At 73.9% G+C, this 18,418-nt stretch carries 14 protein-coding genes; 8 read left to right on the top strand and 6 right to left on the bottom strand.

The annotated features are described in order from the left end of the window. Nucleotides 1–161: 161 nt before the first annotated feature. Nucleotides 162–746 (bottom strand): TetR/AcrR family transcriptional regulator, encoded by a 585-nt coding sequence (locus ACZ52R_RS02710; RefSeq protein WP_465615492.1) that lies wholly within the window; start codon nt 744–746, stop codon nt 162–164. A gap of 169 nt (nt 747–915) precedes the next feature. Here ACZ52R_RS02710 and ACZ52R_RS02705 point away from each other — a divergent pair, with 169 nt between their 5' ends. The 3 genes from ACZ52R_RS02705 to ACZ52R_RS02695 all read left to right on the top strand — a co-directional run bounded on the left by ACZ52R_RS02705 (nt 916) and on the right by ACZ52R_RS02695 (nt 5,685). Further along, a complete protein-coding gene (locus tag ACZ52R_RS02705) occupies nt 916–2,178 on the top strand; it encodes a hypothetical protein (protein WP_465752540.1) in 1,263 nt (420 codons plus the stop codon). Nucleotides 2,179–2,346: 168 nt separating this feature from the next. Then, nucleotides 2,347–4,047, top strand: a complete 1,701-nt coding sequence (gene paaN / locus ACZ52R_RS02700; protein WP_465752538.1) for a phenylacetic acid degradation protein PaaN — start codon at nt 2,347–2,349, stop codon at nt 4,045–4,047. Nucleotides 4,048–4,194: 147 nt separating this feature from the next. Beyond that, entirely contained in the window at nt 4,195–5,685 is a 1,491-nt protein-coding gene (locus ACZ52R_RS02695) for an FAD-dependent monooxygenase (protein ID WP_465615486.1), read from the top strand. 116 nt (nt 5,686–5,801) lie between these two features. On the opposite strand, the gene ACZ52R_RS02690 is transcribed toward ACZ52R_RS02695, so the two are convergent. Further along, nucleotides 5,802–6,368, bottom strand: a complete 567-nt coding sequence (locus tag ACZ52R_RS02690) for a CGNR zinc finger domain-containing protein (protein ID WP_465615484.1) — start codon at nt 6,366–6,368, stop codon at nt 5,802–5,804. 256 nt (nt 6,369–6,624) lie between these two features. On the opposite strand from ACZ52R_RS02690, the gene ACZ52R_RS02685 reads away from it, so the two are divergent. The 5 genes from ACZ52R_RS02685 to ACZ52R_RS02665 all read left to right on the top strand — a co-directional run bounded on the left by ACZ52R_RS02685 (nt 6,625) and on the right by ACZ52R_RS02665 (nt 13,404). Further along, entirely contained in the window at nt 6,625–8,784 is a 2,160-nt protein-coding gene (locus ACZ52R_RS02685) for a S53 family peptidase (RefSeq protein ID WP_465615482.1), read from the top strand. A gap of 338 nt (nt 8,785–9,122) precedes the next feature. Next, the gene (locus ACZ52R_RS02680) at nt 9,123–10,175 is read left to right on the top strand and encodes an XRE family transcriptional regulator (protein ID WP_360498124.1); all 1,053 of its coding nucleotides are present in this window, start codon (nt 9,123–9,125) and stop codon (nt 10,173–10,175) included. Between the two features lie 222 nt (nt 10,176–10,397). Next, nucleotides 10,398–10,868, top strand: a complete 471-nt coding sequence (locus tag ACZ52R_RS02675; RefSeq protein WP_465752536.1) for a VOC family protein — start codon at nt 10,398–10,400, stop codon at nt 10,866–10,868. Between the two features lie 48 nt (nt 10,869–10,916). After that, nucleotides 10,917–11,828, top strand: a complete 912-nt coding sequence (locus ACZ52R_RS02670; RefSeq protein ID WP_465752534.1) for a pyridoxamine 5'-phosphate oxidase family protein — start codon at nt 10,917–10,919, stop codon at nt 11,826–11,828. 223 nt (nt 11,829–12,051) lie between these two features. Then, nucleotides 12,052–13,404, top strand: a complete 1,353-nt coding sequence (locus ACZ52R_RS02665) for a peptidoglycan-binding protein (protein ID WP_465615478.1) — start codon at nt 12,052–12,054, stop codon at nt 13,402–13,404. A gap of 97 nt (nt 13,405–13,501) precedes the next feature. On the opposite strand, the gene ACZ52R_RS02660 is transcribed toward ACZ52R_RS02665, so the two are convergent. The 4 genes from ACZ52R_RS02660 to ACZ52R_RS02645 are packed head-to-tail and all read right to left on the bottom strand — an operon-like array spanning nt 13,502 to nt 18,380. Beyond that, nucleotides 13,502–14,254: a TrmH family RNA methyltransferase gene (locus tag ACZ52R_RS02660; RefSeq protein WP_360498131.1), complete on the bottom strand. Its 753-nt coding sequence runs from the start codon at nt 14,252–14,254 to the stop codon at nt 13,502–13,504. A gap of 35 nt (nt 14,255–14,289) precedes the next feature. Then, a complete protein-coding gene (locus ACZ52R_RS02655) occupies nt 14,290–16,404 on the bottom strand; it encodes an FUSC family protein (RefSeq protein ID WP_465615475.1) in 2,115 nt (704 codons plus the stop codon). Between the two features lie 9 nt (nt 16,405–16,413). Then, nucleotides 16,414–17,721 carry an HTTM domain-containing protein gene (locus ACZ52R_RS02650; protein WP_465661611.1) on the bottom strand — a complete coding sequence of 436 codons (1,308 nt, stop codon included), beginning with the start codon at nt 17,719–17,721 and terminating at the stop codon, nt 16,414–16,416. Further along, nucleotides 17,718–18,380, bottom strand: a complete 663-nt coding sequence (locus ACZ52R_RS02645; RefSeq protein ID WP_465661609.1) for a DUF5819 family protein — start codon at nt 18,378–18,380, stop codon at nt 17,718–17,720. The genes ACZ52R_RS02650 and ACZ52R_RS02645 overlap by 4 nt, the downstream gene beginning before the upstream one ends. Between the last annotated feature and the right edge of the window lie 38 nt (nt 18,381–18,418).

Below are 18,418 nucleotides of genomic sequence, written 5' to 3'. Positions count from 1 at the left end.
CGGGCCCGGTGCCGACGGTCGGCGCTCCAATGCCCTTCGTTCCTCAGGGCTTCCTCGCTTCTCCCTTTCGGCACCGGCGCGCCCCTTCGGCTCGCGGGCGGGGGCTGGGGCGGGGAGCTGGAGCGTGGGCAGGGGTAGGGGCCGAGGTCGGGGGGCAGGGGCTACCGCGCCCGCAGCCCGTCGAAGGCCAGGTGCACCACCGCGTCCGCGACCCCGTCGGCGGACTTCAGCCCCGGCCGGTACCACTCCACGATCGAGTTGATCATCCCGAACAGCAGCCGGGTGGCCAGCCGCGGCTCCACGTCCGCGCGCAGCGAGCCGTTCGCGACCGCCGCCCGCAGCAGCTCCGCGACCTGGTGGTCGAAGTCCCGCCGCCGCTCCAGCGCCCACAGCTCGGTGGCCGTGTTGCCGCGCACCCGCAGCAGCAGCGTCACGTACGGCAGCTCCGCCAGCAGCACCTCGGCGGTGCGCCGCACCACGTGCTCCAGCCGCTCCACCGCCGGGCCCTCGACCGCCGCCGGCTCGGCCAGGATCGCGAACAGCCCGTCCAGCGCCCGCCCGACGGCCAGCCGCAGCAGCTCCTCCTTGCCGCGGACGTGGTGGTAGATGGAGGACTTGGAGATCCCGGCCGCCCGGGACAGGTCCTCCATCGAGGTGCCGTCGTAACCGCGCTCGTTGAAGACGTCGACGGTCACCGCGAGCAGTGACTCCACGGTGTAGGCGGTGCGCGTGGTGTGATCGGCCATCCTCCGAGTATCCCCGGCCGCCCCGCGCGGTACGCGATCGGGTCGTCCCGCTCCGCACCGGCCCCGGCCGAAGGTTGGGGGAGCGTCGCCACGCAGGCGGGGGTTCGAAGGCAGGCCCTAGACTCTGCGGACGATCCGTCCACGTCCAGCAGGCTGGGGTCCACGGCTGATGAACGTAATACCGGCAGTCGCCTCCGACGTGCCCGAGCAGCGCAGCGGGGAGCCGGAGGACCCGCGCACCTGGCAGGAGCGCGGCCGCGCCCTGGTGATCCGCTTCGGCCCGGCCGTGTGGTGCTACGCGGTGCTGAAGCTGATCGGCTTCACCGTGTTCATGAAGCTGCTCTCCTTCGCCGGTGACTACGCCAAGAAGCCCGCCCGGTTCGGCGGCGGCGCCAACCCGTGGGACGTGCTGGCCAGCTGGGACGGCTGGTGGTACCAGCAGGTGGCCCAGTTCGGCTACCACCCGGCGCTGGTCGCGATCCCGGGGCCCGAGGGCTTCAACGTCGAGCAGAACTCGGCCGCCTTCTTCCCGCTCTACCCGGGCCTGATGCGGCTGACCTCGGACGTCACCGGCCTCGGCCTGTACGGCGCCGGGATGCTGGTGTCGGTGGTGGCCTCGCTGTTCGCCGCCGCCGGGATCTACGCCGTGGTGGAGAAGCTGTCCGGGGACGTCCGGGCGGGCGTGATCGCGGCCGGGATCTGGGCGATCGCCCCGGGCTCGGGGGCCGAGTGGGCGGTGTACTCGGACTCCACGTTCGTCGCGCTGGCCGCCTGGGCCTGCTACTTCGTGATGACCAAGCAGTGGGTCACGGCCGGGGTGGTCACCCTGGTCGCGGGGCTGAACCGGCCGACCGCGGCGGCGCTGATCGGCGCGGTGGGCCTGGCGGCGCTGGTCGAGCTGTACCGGCGGGAGAGCGGTGTGCTGCGCCCGCTGGCCGCGATGCTGCTGGCCCCGCTCGGTCTGCTCGGCTACGTCGGCTGGGTGGGCTGGCGGATGGGCGAGTGGGGCGGGTACTTCCGGCTGCAGCACGACGCCTGGCTGCACTACTTCGACGGGGGCCAGGGCACCTGGCACGCGATCCGCGGCGTGCTGCTGGGCCGCGGCGACTACCCGTTCGCGTTCCCGGTGCCGGATCTGCTGGCGACCCTGATCGTGCTCAGCCTGCCGGTGCTGATCGTGTTGATGATCCGGCTGCGCCCGCCGCTGGTGGTGACCGCCTACACGGTGGCCACGATCGTCTCGGTGCTGGGCAGCCTCGGCATCTTCGGCAACACCTCGCGCTACCTGCTGCCCGCGTTCCCGCTGTTCGTCGCGCCGGCGATCGGGATGCGCAAGCTGAGCTGGCCGGTGCTGGCCGCCGTGCTGGGTACCGGCGCGATCGCTTCGGGCTGGTACGGGGGGTACGTGCTGTTCGAGCTGGGTGTGCCGTAAACCGGCCCCGACCGACAGGCCGGTTCGTCCGGGCCCACGGAGGGCGCGTCCGCCACGGACGCGCCCTCCGTCCGTTCCGGCGGATTCCCACCGCTGCACCCTCTTGAGCCGACCGATCGTTCGGTTACTCTGTGACGTGTCCCGTCCTCCCCTCTGAGGAGCGCACAGATGTCCGCAGCGGTCACCCACCCCCTCGTCAGCGAGCTGGTCGAGCGCCACCAGGCCACCCTGGACGCCGCGCTCACCGCCGCCGCCAAGCGCGACTACTGGTCGCCCTACCCCGAGTTCCCGAAGGCGTACGGCGAGAGCGGCCCGGCGGACGGCAAGGCCGCCTTCGACGCCCTGCTCGGCAAGCCCTTCGCCCTCGAGGGCCACCCCACCGACGGCGACCAGGTCGGCGGCGAGGCCTCCCCGTACGGCGTCGAGCTGGGCATCACCTACCCGCACGCCGACCCGGACGGGCTGATCGCCGCGCTCTCCGCGGCCCGCCCCGGCTGGGCCGCCGCCTCCCCGCTGGAGCGCGCCGCCGTCTGCCTGGAGATCCTGCACCGGATCAACGCCCGCTCCCACGAGTTCGCCCAGGCCGTCATGCACACCACCGGCCAGGCCTACGGCATGGCCTTCCAGGCCGGCGGCCCGCACGCCCAGGACCGCGGTCTGGAGGCCGTCACCTACGCGTACGCCGAGCAGACCCGGCTGCCCCGGCAGGCCGGCTGGACCAAGCCCCAGGGCAAGCGCGAGCCGCTGGTGATGACCAAGGAGTTCACCGTCGTCCCGCGCGGCCTCGCGCTGCTGATCGGCTGCAACACCTTCCCCACCTGGAACGGCTACCCCGGCCTGTTCGCCTCGCTGGCCACCGGCAACCCGGTGCTGGTCAAGCCGCACCCGCGGGCCGTGCTGCCGCTCGCGCTGACCGTCCGGACCGCCCGCGAGGTGCTCGCCGAGGCCGGCTTCGACCCCAACCTGGTCTGCCTGGCCGCCGAGCACGAGGGCGGCACCGTCGCCGCGACCCTCGCGGTCCGCCCCGAGATCAAGATGATCGACTACACCGGCTCGACCACCTTCGGCGACTGGCTGGAGGAGAACGCCAAGCAGGCCCAGGTGTACACCGAGAAGGCCGGCGTCAACGCGGTCGTCATCGACTCCACCGACGACTACAAGGGCATGCTGGGCAACCTGGCCTTCGCGCTCTCGCTCTACAGCGGCCAGATGTGCACCACCCCGCAGAACGTCCTGATCCCGCGCGGTGGCATCGGCACCGACCAGGGCGACAAGACCTACGACGAGGTGGTCGCCGACCTGGCCGGCGCGATCGAGGGCCTGCTCTCCGACGACGCCCGCGCCGCCGCCATCCTCGGCGCCGTGGTCAACCCGGGCGTGCTGCAGCGCTCGGCCGCCGCGGCCGGCGGCGAGTACGGCGAGCTCGCCCTCGCCCCGCGCGCGGTGACCTCGCCGGAGTTCCCCGGCGCGACCGTCCGCACCCCCGCCCTGGTCAAGCTGAACGCCGACAAGCCGGACGACCGCTCGGTCTTCCGCAGCGAGTGCTTCGGCCCGGTCTCCTTCGCGGTCGCCGTCGAGTCCACCGCCGCCGGCATCGAACTGCTGCGCACCACCGTCCGCGAGAAGGGCGCCATGACGGCCTCCGGCTACACCACCTCCCCCGAGGTGGAGGCGCTGCTGGTCGAGGCCGCGCTGGACTCCGGTGTCTCGCTCTCCCTCAACCTGACCGGCGGCGTCTACCCCAACCAGACCGCCGCCTTCTCCGACCTGCACGGCACCGGCGCCAACCCGGCCGCCAACTCCGCCTACTGCGACGGCGCGTTCGTCGCCAACCGGTTCCGCACGGTGGAGATCCGCCGGCACAGCTGAGCGTTCGCACCGGCACCCGCCGGGCCCCGGCGGTCACCCACCGCCGGGGCCCGGCGGTTCACAGCTCCCGCCGGGCCAGCGATGATGGAGGCTGGGAGAACGCCGGGAACGGCGTCCAACCGCCCTCCGAACAACGGGAGCTGATACATGGCCGTGAAGCCGACGACCGAAACCGACGTCCTGATCGTCGGTGCCGGACCCACCGGGCTGCTGCTCGCCGGCGACCTCGCCGCCGCCGGCGTCGGCGTCACCGTGCTGGAGAAGCGGGCCGCCGAGTCCAACCTCACCCGGGCCTTCGCCGTGCACGCCCGCAGCCTGGAGCTGCTGGACGCCCGGGGCCTCGCCGAGGACCTCATCGCCACCGGCCGCCCGCTCGGCTCGCTGAAGATGTTCGACCGCTTCACCGTCGACCTCGGCTCGCTGCAGACCCGCTTCCCGTTCGTCCTGATCACCCCGCAGTACAACGTCGAACGGCTGCTCCTGGAGCGCGCGGAGAAGGCCGGTGCCACGCTGCTGCGCGGCGCCGAGGTCACCGGACTGCGCCAGGACGCCGACGGCGTGACCCTGGAGACCGCCGACGGCCGGACCCACCGCGCCGCGTACGCGGTCGGCACCGACGGCGTCCACTCCGCTGTCCGCGACCTGCTCGGCATCCCGTTCCCCGGCGAATCGGTGGTCGACTCCGTGGTGCTGGCCGACGTCCGGCTGGACCGCGAACCCGCCGAGGCGATCACCGTCGGCGCCAACGAGACCGGATTCGCCTTCCTCGCCCCGTTCGGCGACGGCTGGTTCCGGATGATCGCCTGGGACCGCAACGAGCGCTTCCCGGACGGCACCGCCCCCACGTCCGAGCAGCTCACCGCCCTCGCCCGGGCCATCCTCGGCGAGGACTACGGCCTGCAGGACGTGCGCTGGAGCTCGACCTTCCACAGCGACGAGCGCCAGGCCCCCAACTACCGCTCCGGCCGGGTCTTCCTGGCCGGCGACGCCGCCCACTGCCACTCCCCGGCCGGCGGCCAGGGCATGAACACCGGCCTCCAGGACGCCGCCAACCTCTCCTGGAAGCTCGCCGCCGCCCTCCGCGGGCAGGCCACCGACGCCCTGCTGGACACCTACCAGACCGAGCGGCACCCGGTCGGCAAGACGGTCCTGCGCACCTCCGGCGCGCTGATCCGGCTCGCCCTCGCCGAGTCCGCCCCCACCCGCGCCCTGCGCGGGGCGCTCACCGCGCTGGGCGGCCACCTCGACCTGGTCAGCGAGCGCGGCGCCCGGCTGGTCTCCGGCATCGGCATCTCCTACCCCGCGCCCAAGGACGCCCACCCGCAGGTCGGCAAGCGCGTCCCGGACCTGCGGCTGACCGCCCTCAGCCAGCCCGTCGAGGGCGGCCCGGCCGCGCCCGAGCGGCTCTACGAGGCGCTGCGCGCCGGAAGGTTCGTCCTGGTCAGCAACGACGAGCTGGCCGCCGCCGAGCCCTGGGCCGACCGCATGGTCTCCGCCGCCCCCGCCGACCCGCACGGCAAGCTGCGCGACACCGTCCTGCTGATCCGCCCGGACGGCTACGTCGCCTGGGGCGCCGTCGACCCCGGCCAGGGCGAACTGCGCGCCGCCCTCACCACCTGGCTCGGCACCCCGGCCTGACCCCCGGTCCGGGCGGGCGCGCACCTTCCTCCGCGCGCCCGCCCGGACCACGCCGTTCGAACGCCGGGGCCCCGCCGCCCGAACCCCGCCGCCCCGACCATTCGTTCGGTCGTCCGTTAACCCCGGGCCTTCACATAGTGCCGCGCCGCCTTCGCGCGATTCCCGCACACCGCCATCCGGCACCACCGCCGACGCCCGTTCTGCGAGGCGTCGAAGAAATGCAGAATGCACGCCTCGTGCGCGCACTGCTTCACCCGCGGCGCCCCCTGCCCGAGCAGCGTGAGGAAGTCGTCCGCGGCCAGCCAGGGCGCCAGCCACTCCGGCCGGTCGGCCTCGACCCGGTCCTCGGCCCCGCCCGGTCCGGCCGTCCGCCGGATCCGCCCGTGCGCCAGCACCGCGTCCAGCCCGTCCCGCGCCCCGGTGCTCAACTCGCCTTGCTCACGGGCGTCCTGGGCTGCCACCAGGATCGCCTCGCGGGCCTGCCGGATCGCCGCCAGGCCCGCGTCGTCGGCCTCGCAGCGGCCGCCCAGTCCGGCGGAGGAGAGCCAGATCCCGTACCCTTCGACCCCGGCGAGCAGGTCGTTGACGGGTATCCCGGCCCAGCGCGTGTTGAGCAGGTCGAGCGCGAGCGGCTCGCCGATCAGCGGTCGCGGGTCCCTCGGGTCTGCCATCACGTCAGTCATCGTTCTCCCTCGGCTCCACCCGATTCTACGTCCGTGCCGTGCACCGGGAATTGGTATGGACCGTCCCGTGAATTCCGGTCATTCACTGTATGGACTCCCGGAGTTTCCGGCCCTCCACACTTGACTGTTTTTTAGCAACGAATTGCTTGATCATGAACCACTTCGCACACCGGTTCTGTCATGTTCGAGCCAGCGTTCTCGACCCCGGAACGCCTGGCCCCTTGCCGGCCCCCACAGCCGGCCAGAGGAGGATCCGTTGCGCCCCCGTTCCCTTGCTCTCGCCGCCGCGATAGCCGTGCTTCCGCTGACCGCCGTCTCGCTCGGCGTCTCCGCCGCGCAGGCCGCCACCCCCAACGCCGCCCCGCGCGTCGCCCTGCCGAACACCGTCAACCCGGCGGTGGCCCACTCGGACAAGAAGGGCGACGTCCCGGCCGAGCAGCAGATCTCGGTGGCCGTCAGCCTGAAGCTGCGCAACGCCGACGCCCTGGACCGCTTCCTCACCGCGGTGGCCACCCCGGGAACCCCGGAGTTCGGCAAGTACCTGACGCCGGAGCAGTTCACCGCCCAGTTCGGCCCGACCCAGGCCGACGTCGCCCAGGTCAAGACCTACCTGGCCGCCCAGGGCCTGACCGTCTCCGACGTCAGCGCCAACCGCCAGGTCGTCAACGCCCACGGCACCGCCGCGCAGGTCTCGCAGGCCTTCGGCACGCACGAGAGCTCCTACGTCGACCCGCAGCTGCAGCGCGCCTTCTTCGCCAACGACGCCGCCGCCTCGATCCCGGCCGACCTGGCCGGCGTGGTACAGGGCGTCAGCGGCCTGGACAACCACGCGGTGCGCAAGAACCGCCTGGCCACGCCGAACGCGATCGCCCCGAACGCCGCCACCGCCACCCCGAACGGCATGGCCCCGGCGCAGTACACCGGCGCGTACAACCTGAACAAGACCGGCGCCGACGGCACCGGCACGACCGTCGCCCTCTGGGAGTTCGACGGCTACAGCAAGACCAACCTGACCACCTACGACTCGCAGTACGGCCTGACCGGCCCGGCCGTCTCCACGGTCTCGGTCGACGGCGCCAACTACGACTCGAAGCCCGGCCAGGGCCAGGGCGAGGTCGAGCTGGACAGCGAGATCGTCCGCGGCGCGGCGCCCAAGGCCACCCAGCTGGTCTACGAGGCCCCGAACAGCGACCAGGGCGAGATCGACATGGCCAACAAGATCGTGGCCGACAACCGCGCCTCGGTCATCTCGATCTCCTGGGGCTCCTGCGAGCCGGACACCACCGCCGCCTCGATGACGGCCGTCGACAACGCCTTCAAGCAGGCCGCCGCCCAGGGCATCTCGATCTTCTCCGCCTCCGGTGACGACGGCTCGCGCGACTGCACCCGCTCCACCAGCGGCTCGACCGTCAAGGCGGTCGACTTCCCGGCGTCCAGCCCGCACCAGACCGGTGTCGGCGGCACCAACCTCAAGGTGAGCAGCAGCAACACCTACTCCTCGGAGAGCGCCTGGAGCACCGCCGGCGGCGGCGTCTCCACCGTGTTCAGCAAGCCGAGCTGGCAGACCGGCACCGGCGTCAGCGGCACCATGCGCACCGTCCCGGACGTCGCGTCCAACGCCGACCCGCAGAGCGGCTTCGCGATCTACACGGCCGGCGGCTGGCAGGTCTACGGCGGCACCAGCGCGGCCGCGCCGCTCTGGTCGGGCTACGCGGCCCAGTTCAACCAGAAGGCCAAGGCCGCCGGGCAGCCGGCCCTCGGCGAGGCGAGCCCGCGGCTGTACACGGTCGCGAACAGCAGCAGCTCCGGCAGCGTCTTCCACGACGTGTCCACCGGCTCCAACCAGGACTTCCCCGCCAAGGCCGGCTACGACCAGGTCACCGGCTGGGGCTCCCCGGTCGCCGACGCGCTGACCACCGCCCTGCTCGGCGGCGGCGGCACCACCACCCCGCCCGGCGGCTGCACCGCCACCCAGCTGGTCGGCAACGGCGGCTTCGAGACCGGCACCGCCGCCCCGTGGACCACCTCCAGCGGCGTGGTCGACAACAGCTCCTCCCAGGCCGCCCACGCGGGCAGCTGGAAGGCCTGGATGGACGGCTACGGCTCGTCCCACACCGACACCGTGTCGCAGACCGTCTCGATCCCGGCCGGCTGCGCCTCCGCGAAGCTGACCTTCTGGCTGCACATCGACACCGCGGAGACCGGCTCCACCGCGTACGACAAGCTGACCGTCCAGGCCAACAGCACCACGCTGGCGACGTACTCCAACGCGAACGCCGCCGCCGGCTACGTGCAGCGCACCCTGGACCTGACCTCCTTCGCCGGCCAGACCGTGACCATCACGTTCACCGGCACCGAGGACTCCTCCCAGCAGACCAGCTTCGTGCTGGACGACGTCGCGCTGAACATCAGCTGATCACCCACCGGTAGCGCTCGGTAACCCCGGGTCGCGCCGAGCACCACATCGATACCCCCGCCGGGGCGGCGCCGAGAGGGCCCGCCCCGGCGGTGTCACGTCCGGCCGGCAGGCCCCGCCTCGGCCCCGGGGCCGGGCCCCGGTAAGCGCCGTGTTTCCGGACTGTTTCAAGATCGATAACCATCCGGTTGACCTGCCGTGACCACTGTCATACGCACGACTGATGACGTAGCCTCTCGACCGTGCATAGGGTTCCCCAAAGCTCGGTGAAGTCGCTGGCGGCGCGCCCCGGCGTCGGTCCGGTCCCACCGAACTCACCTGGTGGGGAGGGTCACCGTATGGCCGCACAGCAACCTCAGGACGCCGCGCGGCTGCGGCTGGTCGGGTCGCACGCAGAGCGCCCCGAGCCGCCCGCACCCGCGCCGACCGCGCCACCGACGCCGGCCACCACGCCGACGCCGGCCGTGCCGCCGACGCCGTCCCCCGGCCGGCTCGCCCCGGTCGGCGGCTTCGCGGACACCCTGCACCTGGCCATCGAGGCCAGCGGCCTCAGCCTGGACCGGATCCGCGCAGCCCTCGCCCAACGCGGCGTCAGAGTCAGCGTCACGACGCTGAGTTACTGGCGACGCGGCCGCAGCCAGCCCGAGCGGGCCAGCTCGCTGCGCGCCGTCCACCTGCTGGAAGAGCTGCTCGGGCTGCCGCACAGCGCGCTCTCCTCGCTGCTCGGCCCGCCCCGCCCGCGCGGCCGCTGGGCCGCCACGGCCAACACCCTGCACCTCGGGCTGGAGGACGTCTGGCCGGGCGAGCAGGAGATCTCCTCGATCTTCGCCGAGCTGGACGCCCCGCCCGCCGGCGAACTGGAGCGCCTGAGCATCCACGACTCGTACTACGTGGACGCCGAGCGGCGGGCCAACCTGCTGCGGATGCGCCAGGTGGTGCGCGCCACCGTCGGCGGCGTCGGCCGCTGCCTGGTCGTGCACAAGGCCGACGAGGAGGCCACCGGCTGCCCGGAGATCACCTCGGTGCGGCACGGCCGGCTGGGCCGGGTCCGCCGCCGCCCGGAGGTCGGGCTGACCGTCGCCGAGCTGATGCTGGACCGCCCGCTCGGCCTCGGCGACAGCACGGTCTTCGAGTACGAGGTGGAGATCCCACCCGGCGGCCCGACGCTGGAGTACAGCCGCCGCTTCGCCACCCAGGTGCGCGAGTACGTGCTCCAGGTGCACTTCGACCCGGCCGCCGTCCCGGCGCACTGCGAGCGCTACGACCGCGAGCCGGGCGCCGACGTCGACCACCGCCGCGAGCAGCTGTGGATCGGCGCCTCGGCGAGCGCCCACGTCCTGGCCCCGGACCAGCAGCCGGGCCACATCGGCATCCGGTGGGAGTGGGCGTAGCCCGGCCCACCTCCAAGCCCCCACCTCCAAGCCCCCACCTTCCGCCTTCCCGAGCCCCGTCGGACCGTCAGGTCCGGCGGGTTTTTCGCTTTCCCGCCCCCACAGGCCTAACCACTTCAACACCACGCACCGGTTGACGGATCATCACCTAACTCCTACTCTCATGAATACCGGTTAGGCATGAGCCCCGCCGGAAGCCCCAGCCTCCGGGAGTGACCAGGCATGTCCAGCACCACCCTGCTCCGCACCCTGCAGACCGGCCACGTGGGCCTGAACGTCACCGACCTGGCCCGCTCGATCGACTTCTACCGCGCGGTCCTCGGCCTCCAGGTCACCCACGAGGGCACCGACCCCGAGCGCCGCTTCGCCCTGCTCGGCCGTGACGGCCGCCTGGTGGTGACCCTCTGGCAGCAGAGCGCCGGCACCTTCGCCACCGCGAACCCCGGCCTGCACCACCTCTCCTTCGAGGTCGAGAGCCTCGACGAGGTCCGCGCCACCGAACGGCTGCTGCGCGAACTCGGCGCCGAGTTCGCCTACGACGGCGTCGTCCCGCACAACGAGGGCTCGGCCTCCGGCGGCATCTTCTTCACCGACCCGGACGGCATCCGGCTGGAGGTCTACACCCGCACCGGCGTGGACGAGACCGAGGCCGCCGCACCCACCGCCGGCGCCCCGACCTGCGGCTTCTTCTAGACCACCACTGTCCGACCGAGTCCGACCAGCCCCCGGGAGGAGCCGACCATGACCACCATCAGCACGCCGTACCACGCCGGCGAGCGGGCCGCCCAGGCCCGGGCCGGCCGGACCGAGCGGGCCGACCACGCCGGGCGGTCGATCCGCAGCACCATCCCGGCGGTCGCCGCCCGCTTCCTGACCGAGCGGCGGATGCTGGTCGTCGGCGCCGCCGACCCGGACGGCCGGGTCTGGGCCACCCAGCTGGCCGGCCCGGCCGGCTTCCTGCGGGCGGCGGACGAGCGGACGATGTCGGTCGCCGCCCGTCCGGCCGAGGCCGACCCGCTGGCCGAGGCCCTGGACCGACCGGCCCGGGTCGGCACCATCGCCCTGGACCCGGCCGGCCGGCGCCGGATGCGGCTCAACGGCGGCTCCGTCCCGGACGGCCGGGGCGGGCTGCTGGTCGGCGCCGACGAGGTGGTCTCCAACTGCCCGAAGTACATCCAGCGCCGCACCCCGCTGGACCGCCCGGCCGCGGGCCCGCCCCGGACGGTCGCCGCGGGCCCGCGGCTGACCACCGCACAGCGCCTCCTCGCGGCCACCTCGGACACCTTCTTCATCGCCACCACCGGGCCGGACGGCAGCGTCGACGCCTCCCACCGCGGCGGCTTCCCCGGCTTCCTGGAGGCGGTGGCCCCGGACCGGCTGCGCTGGCCGGAGTACCCCGGCAACAGCATGTTCATGACCCTCGGTAACCTGGAGCTGGACCCGCGGGCCGGCCTGCTGCTGCCCGACTGGGAGACCGGCGGGGCACTGCTGGTCACCGGTGAGGCCCGCACCGACTGGTCGCAGGAGGCCCGGCAGGCCGCCCCCGGCGCCGAGCGGATGGTCGAGCTGGCCGTCACCGGCGTGGTCGAACTCGCCGACGCCACCCCGCTGACCTGGACCGACCCCGAGTACTCGCCCGCCATCCCGCGCTGATCCCGCCTCAGGTTCGCACCGGCACTACCGGCTGCCGCCCTTCCGCGCCACGCCCGGGAGCCGAACGGCTGTCACCCGCGCAGCTCAATCCGCCGCGCCGCACTCCGTCCGTTTTGGGACTTTGGTCCCGATAACACGCGGAGCCGGCCCGGGAAGGCCAGTCCTGTCACGCCATCAGTCCGTCAGGCCGTGACCGGGAAGGACCGCAGGAAAGAGGCGGAGCATGACCGTTACCGACCCCCTGTCCCCGCTCATCGAGTTCGACGAGGTCGAACCGGAGGAGGACTGCATATGCGGGGGCTGCCGTGCCCGCCGCCGCGCCCGGCTGCACGCGGCGCCGGTCCACGAGGGCGGACACGCCGCGGCCCGCAGCATCCGCCGCCGGGCCGCCGTGCTGATGGCCGCCGTCGGCACCGCGATCGGCGGCGGAACGGCCGCCGCCGGCTCGGCCGCGGCGGCCCCCGCCCCCGGCCCCACCCCGGGCGGCAGCAGCACCGCCCAGCCCCCGCAGACCCCCCAGGGTGAGGTCACCGGCCCCTACGGCCAGGCCGCCGACACCGACGACCGCGCCTACGCCACCCCCGGCGCCGCCCAGCCGCTCAGCCGGGCCCAGGTCATCCGGCGCGCGCAGAGCTGGGTCGACCAGCGCGTGCCGTACAGCATGAGCCGCTACTGGTCGGACGGCTACCGCCAGGACTGCTCCGGCTTCGTCTCGATGGCCTGGGGCCTCGGCAGCAGCCAGACCACCTGGACCCTGCCGGACGTCGCCGAACGGATCGGCAAGAACGACCTCCAGCCCGGCGACGTCCTGATCTACAACAACCCGGCCAACCCGCAGGCCGGCTCACACGTGACGATCTTCGGCGGCTGGACGGACTCCTCCCGCACCAAGTACGTCGCCTACGAGCAGACCTCCCCCGGCACCAGGAAGCGCTCCACCCCGTACGCGTACTGGAACAACTCCGGCTCCTACGTCCCGTACCGCTACACCGGCCCGTCCGGCGGCAGCACCGACGGCGCCGGCAACGACGGCAGCTCCGCGACCGCCTTCCCCGGCGCCGACAAGTTCGGCCCCGGCGCCGACAACGCGTACGTCACCAAGCTCGGCCGGCTGCTGGTGCAGCGCGGCGGCGCCCGCTTCTACACCGAGGGCCCCGGACCGCGCTGGGGCGAGGCCGACCGCAAGGCCACCCAGGCCTTCCAGCTCGCCCAGGGCTGGCGCGGCAGCGAGGCCGACGGCATCCCCGGCAAGGGCACCTGGGACTACCTGGTCAACGGCAAGGGCCGCAACATCGACGGCGGCACCCCGCTGTCCCCGCCACCACCCGTCACCGGGGCACCCGCCTTCCCCGGCACCGACACGTTCGGCCCCGACACCGACAACGCGTACGTCAAGAATCTCGGCGAGCAGCTAGTCCTCAAGGGCTTCGGCGGGTCGTACGCCGTCGGCCCGGGCCCGCACTGGAGCGAGAGCGACCGGCGGGCCGTCCAGGCCTTCCAGCTCGCCCAGGGCCGGCGCGGCGCCGAGGCCGACGGCTACCCGGGCCCGGACACCTGGCGCCGGCTCTTCTCCTGACGCCCCGATCGCCCTGATCGCCCTGAGCACCCCTGAGCACCCCTGAGCGTCCCTGACCGTCCCGCCGACGCACGGTGCCCGACCCCGGCGCCGCGCCTCAGCGCTTCCCGGACATCCAGTGGAACAGGCCCATCGCGACGCTGGTCGCCAGGTTGAAGCTGGACACCCCCGGCTGCATCGGCACCGCCACCAGCTGGTCGGCGCGCGCCTTGAGCTCCGCCGACACGCCGTGCCGCTCGGTGCCGAAGGCGAGCAGCGCGTCGTCCGGGAACGGCAGGTCCCGGATGTCCGCGCCCTCCGGGTCCAGGACGTACAGCGGCCCGGCGGGCAGCTGCGGCAGGGTCAGCCGCTCGACGGCGGTGGCGAAGTGCAGGCCCGCGCTGCCGCGCAGCACCGTCGGGTGCCACGGGTCCAGGTCACCGGTGGTCACCACCCCGGTGGCGCCGAACCCGGCCGCCAGCCGGATCACCGCCCCGACGTTGCCCAGGTTGCGCGGGTTCTCCAGCAGCACCACCGGCGCCCGGCGCGGCCGCTCGGCCAGGGCCGCCAGGTTGGCCTCGGGGGAGGGCCGCACGGCCAGCGCGATCACCCCGGTCGGGTGCGGCCGGGGCGCCAGCGTCCGCAGCACCGCCTCCGGCAGCTCCACCGCGAGCCCGTCCAGCGCCGGAACCACGTCCCCGGCCAGCTCGGCGGCCAGCGCCAGCAACGCGACCCGGTCGGCGGTCACCACCCGCCGGACGTCACCGCCGAAGCGCAGCGCGTGCTTCAAGGCGTGGAACCCGTCCAGCAGCACCGCCCCCGGCTCCCGCTCGGCCACCCGCCACGCCCGCACCAGCTCGTCGTCACCCATACCGCCCACTCTCCCACCCTCCCGAAAGCCCCCGTCTAACGAGCCTCCGCGCTCCCCCGCAGGGCCCGTTCCAGATCCCGCAGCGCCTGCCCCACCAGCCGTGTCCCCGCCCGCACCACGTCCCGCTGCACCCCCGCCGGCGCCTCCGCCAGCCGTTCCTCCAACCGCGCCTGGGCGTCCCGCATCGCCCCGAACTCCACCGGTCGCCCCGTGAGCAGCGCCCCCGCCGCGAGCGCCGTGGCCAGCCGCAGCTCCTCCGCGTAGTCCCCCGTCCCCGCGACCGGTTCGGCGTCCGCCGCCGGCAGGTGGGCCTCCAGCAGCACCGCCGCCCGCCCGAGGTGGCCGACCGCCGCCCGGGCCCGGTCGATCTGGCGCCGGCTCACCCCGGTCAGCCCGGACTCGTGGCGCCCCGGTTCGGCGTCGGCCCGCTGCATCGCCTGGACCAGTTCGGACCGGGCTTCCCGCGAGTCCAGCAGCGCGCTCCGTACGGCCCGTCCGCGCGGCGCGGCCGGCTTCTCGTAGCAGGCGATCACCGCCCCCGCGTAGCGCCCGGCCCCGGCCAGCCATTCGGCGAGCCGTTCCCCGAGGCGGGCGGTCTGCCAGGTCGGGAACAGCGCGTACGTGAGGAGTGCGAGGGACCCGCCGAGCAGGGTGAGCCCGACCCGTTCGACGGCGGTCACCAGCGGGTCGCCCGCCTGCAGTCCGAGCAGGAACACCACGTAGGTCGAGATGCCGACCGTGGTCAGCGCGTACCCGGTCCGGAAGGCGAGGTAGGCTCCGCCGATGCAGAGCACGGCGAGCGCGGCCAGCACCCATTCGCCGGGGTGGGCGAGCTGCACCACCAGGGTGGAGACGGCGACCCCGACGACCGTCCCGGCGAGCCGGGCGACGCCCCGGCTGTAGGTCTGCGCGAAGTCCGGCCGCATCACCATCGCGGCGGTCATCGGCGCCCAGTACCCGTGGTGGAACCCTGCGAGCCGGGCCAGCAGGTAGGCGACGGTGACCACCCCGGTGAGCCGGACGGCGTGCTGGAAGATCGCCGAGCGGGGCTGCAGCTGGCGGCGGACGGCCCGCAGCGCGACCGGCAGCATCCGGACGATCGACGGCTTGTGCAGCGCCCCGCCGGCCCCGACCACGGGCGTGGTGATGGTGTCCTCGTCGCTGCGGTCGAGGGTGTCCGCGGCCTTGCGCAGCAGCCCGCCGAGCCGTCGGGCGGAGCGCCGGGCGGCGCCCTGCAGCCGGGGTCCGTCGTCGTCGGGCCGGACCAGGGTGAGCGAGGGCGCGGACCGGGGGAGCCGGACCGGGTCGCCGGTGCGGATCGCCCGGGCGAGGGAGTCCATGGCGTCGGCGGAGGCGGCCAGCACCTCCCGGGCCCGGTCGCGTTCCGGTCCTTCCTCGGGGGCGCCGACCTTGGGGTCGGCGAGCGCGGCGAGGGTGGGCCGGATCCGTTCGGCGATGCCGCGCAGGCCCCGCAGTTCGGGCGGCCGGTGGCGGTCCTGCCAGGGGGTGAGGGCGGCCGCGTGCCGGGCGGTCATGAACGGCTCCGGGTCCACGTGCGCGGTGGGGTCCTGCCGCAATCGGCGGGCGTAGTCGGCGAGTTCGGCGTAGGTGTCGGCGAGGGCGTCGCGTTGGGCGGTCCAACTGCCGATCGGCCAGAGGGTGATGACGGCGGCCTGGGCGACTCCGCCGAGGGCGGCGACCAGCCCGTGGCCGAGCGCGGCGGTGGCGCTGACGGGCAGCTGCACGACGATCAGCATCACCGAGACGGTGTTGGTCGCGACCACCCCGGCGGTGGGTCCGATCGCCCAGGCGAGCCCGGCGCCGAAGGCCCACACCGCGAGCAGGACGGGGAACAGGCCGGGGACCCCGGCGGCCAGGTAGCCGAGGAAGGTGCTGATCCCGAGTCCGGCTCCGGCAGCGACGGCGAGGCTGGCCCGGGGGCGGAAGCTGCGCTGGAAGGTGGCCGAGCCGGCGATGAACGCGCCCATCGCGGCCGAGGTGGCGAGGGCGACTCCGCCGAGTGCGAGCGTCGGGAAGAGCACCAGCGCCACGGCGACCGCCCCGCGCACGGCCCGCTTGGGGTCGGTGAGCGCCCGGTCCAGGGTGAGTCCGGTCCGCGCGGTGTCACGAAGCGCAGCGAACCAGGACATACCGACATCCTAGGGTGCGGGCTCCCGCCGGATCCGACGGGTCCGGATCCGGCTCACTCGCGCCGCCGTCCACAGCAGTGCGCCGGTCGGCAGGAACACCGCGTCCGCCGCGATCATCGCGAGCGAGAACACCGGCAGCCCGAGCACCACCGCGATCCCCGCGTGCTCCAGCATCATGACGGCCAGCAGCACGTTCTTGACCCGCCGGTTGAGCAGCGTGAACGGGAAGGCGACCTGCACGATCACGGTGCCGTACGAGATCAGGAAGACCGGCAGCAGCGCCGAGCCGACCAGCGCGGACAGCCCGGGCCAGGGGGCGAAGTAGTCCAGGTGCAGCGGGTAGTAGAGCGCGGTGCCGTCCTGCCAGCGCGTGCCCTGCACCTTGTACCAGCCGGCCGTGGCGTAGATCAGCACCACCTCGACGGCGATCACCAGCATCGCGCAGTTGTGCACCATGGTGGCCAGCGCGTCGAGCAGGGCCCGCGGCTCGCCGTCCGGCCGCAGCCGCCCGAGCGTCCACCAGGTCCCGGCAACCGCCCAGAGTCCCCAGAACAGCGGCGACCAGCCGAGGTGGGGGAAGGTCCGGCTGGTCCAGGTCAGGCTCTCGCCGGAGAAGCCGCCGAACTGACAGGCCGCCAGGGCCGCCCCGAGGACGGCCCAGAGCGCCACGCCGGTCCACCCGGACCACCCGCCGGACCGCCCGGTCCGCGCCCGCCGGGCGTCCAGCGACCAGACCTCGGCGCAGCGGGTGAAGACCAGGTAGACCGCCATCAGGTGGACGACGTTGTCGCCGCCGTCGCCGAGGAAGACGTCGCGGTTCTGCAGCGACAGCACGGTGACCAGGAACAGCACGGTGCTCGCCCTGGTGCGCCAGCCCAGCAGCACGGCGAGGGCCGCCAGCACCGCCAGGTGGTAGACCAGTTCGAACCAGGGCCGGCCGCCGAACCAGGGCAGCACGGTGAACGCCCCGTCGTCGCCCAGCAACCGCTCGGCCAGCTCCATCGACCAGGGGGAGCGGTCGCCGTACAGCACCCGCCGGTTGGGCCACTCGCGCAGCAGGTAGGCGAGCCAGACCAGTCCGAACCCGATCCGCACCACCGCGGCCTGGTGCCGTCCGAGCACCCGTCCGGTGAAGGCCTCGACGGCCCGTCCGAGCAGCTCGGCCGCCCCCGGCCCGCGCGGCGCCGGCGCGTGCGGCTGCCCGGCACCGGCCTGTCGGGGGATACCGTCCGCCGGTACGACTCCGTCCGACGGCGCCTCCCCGTCCGACCGCACCGCCGCGTCCGGCCGGGGATCCCGCGCCGACACCTCGTTCATCCGAGCAGCCCCCGGTAGTCCTCGTCCGCCACCGGCCACCACGGCAGCTCCCGCACCTTGGGCGCCGGCGGCGCGGCCTCACCGTTCCAGGCCGGCGGCGGGACGGTGGCGGTGGTCACCCGGAACCGGATCTCCAGGATCCGCTCGCCGTCCGCCTCCCGGCCGATCCGCTGCAGCGCGATCCGCTTCAGGTACTGCTCGGCGAGCTTGCCGCGCGCGTTGGTCGGCGCCTCGTCCTGCGGGTTGTGCGAGCTGTCGTAGAAGTCCCAGGCCCGGCGCAGCAGGTTCTGGTCGACGTGGCTGGGCGCCGGGTTGCCCCGTATCGCGGCGATGTCCCGCGCGGTCAGCCCGGTCCAGTCGCGGGTGGTGGTCGTCCCGCCGGCCGCGACGGTCCGTACCTGGGCGTCCAGGCTGACGTTCTGCTGCAGGGGGTTGGGCGCGAAGAGCTTCCAGTTCTGCTCGAACTCCGGGTACACCACGCCGTCGATCGCGTTCCGGTACTGCCGGGACAGCGAGTTGGCAGGCGCGACGTGCAGGAACACCGCGGCGAGGAACAGCCCGGTGCCGCCGATCAGTGCCACCCCGGCGAGGCCGAGGACGAGCTGCGCGGGCCTCGACCAGGCCCGCCCCCGGGCCGGCCGGTCCGTCGTCTCCGTCATGGCCTCCCCAGCCCGGTCGGCGGGCGGCGCCCGGCCCG

Source organism: Kitasatospora sp. NPDC034023 (assembly GCF_055575795.1).
Note: the sequence above shows the minus strand (reverse complement) of the source record. Positions and strands in the feature narration are given on the sequence as shown.